Here is a 985-nt window from a genome sequence, read left to right on the forward strand (position 1 = left end):
CGGCGAGCGCTGGTGGTGGCAGTCCCAGCCCGGTGTGCTGGATATTGACCCTGAACTGGGCGAGCAGGTCCTGACGGTGCAGGGGGCGGTCAAGCCCTCAAATACGGCCGCGAGTGTTTCCAGGACGCTGTTGACGGATTACCGCGATGCCATAGAGCAGGGCACCCTGGCCAGGCTCTACACCATGCCGCACAAACCCTGGTCGGCACCAGAGCTGTTTCAGTTGGCGCAGGGCCAGTATGTGGCGGCGCGGGATCAGGCGGCCCGCAAGGCCGGGCGCGGGTTTTCCACCACTCCGCGCCGCTACCAACCCAAACCCCGCACTTATTTCTGACTTTTTTCTTGAGGCGCCTATGGCCAGTAAAAAGAACCTCACCGATGCAGTGATCGGGGACAGCCTGAGCCTGCCGCTGGTGTTTAAGGACGAGAATGGCGATCGTATCGATATTTCCGGGCGCACCTTCTGGTTGACGCTCAAGCTGAAACCGCAGGTGCCCGACGATCAGGCGGACGCCCAGGCCATTTTGACGGCGCCTGTGGATGCCAATAGCCAGAACGGCGAAACGGCGATTGGATTGAGCGCGGCGGAGACGGAGAATCTAAAACCTGCCAGTTACTATTACGACCTGCAGATGGCCACGCCAATACCGGGCGGTGACACTGAAGTACGGACGATTGTGTATGGCCGTATCCGCTTTGTGCAGCAGATTACCCGGAGCCGATAAGCGATGGCCGTTACCATGACGTTTGTCGAGGACAGTGCCACTCATCAGGTTTATCTGGCTGGATCCGGCTCGTTTCAAGGACAGCCGGCGGAAACCGTTACCGCCCAGCAGGTAGCGAGCCGGGCATTGGAGGTAACGCTGGACGCGAAGGGCCAGCCCATTGCGGTTGAGATTACCGGTGATGTGGGCGTGGTGGCGCGCCTGGCGGCGCAGGTGGTGGAAGCGGAGCAAAACGCCGGGGCCAGTGCGGCGGCGGCTGC

Annotated in this window: 3 protein-coding genes; all 3 read left to right on the top strand. The window is 61.5% G+C overall.

Going from position 1 to position 985, the window contains the following annotated elements; genetic code table 11:
* Nucleotides 1-334: hypothetical protein (locus ABVT36_RS19055; protein WP_368457976.1), on the top strand; the 334-nt coding region annotated here is incomplete at its 5' end.
* 19 nt (nucleotides 335-353) lie between these two features.
* Nucleotides 354-725 carry a hypothetical protein gene (locus tag ABVT36_RS19060; protein WP_368457790.1) on the top strand — a complete coding sequence of 124 codons (372 nt, stop codon included), beginning with the start codon at nucleotides 354-356 and terminating at the stop codon, nucleotides 723-725.
* A gap of 3 nt (nucleotides 726-728) precedes the next feature.
* Nucleotides 729-985, top strand: a 257-nt coding sequence (locus tag ABVT36_RS19065) for a hypothetical protein (RefSeq protein WP_368457977.1), incomplete at its 3' end; no start/stop codon positions are given.

The sequence above is a fragment of the Microbulbifer sp. TYP-18 genome (assembly GCF_040932045.1).
GTDB lineage: Bacteria > Pseudomonadota > Gammaproteobacteria > Pseudomonadales > Cellvibrionaceae > Microbulbifer.

Excerpts from the sequence above, each read along its gene's own strand:
- ABVT36_RS19060 (WP_368457790.1), top strand. The coding sequence starts at position 354 with ATGGCCAGTAAAAAGAACCTCACCGATGCAGTGATCGGGGACAGCCTG.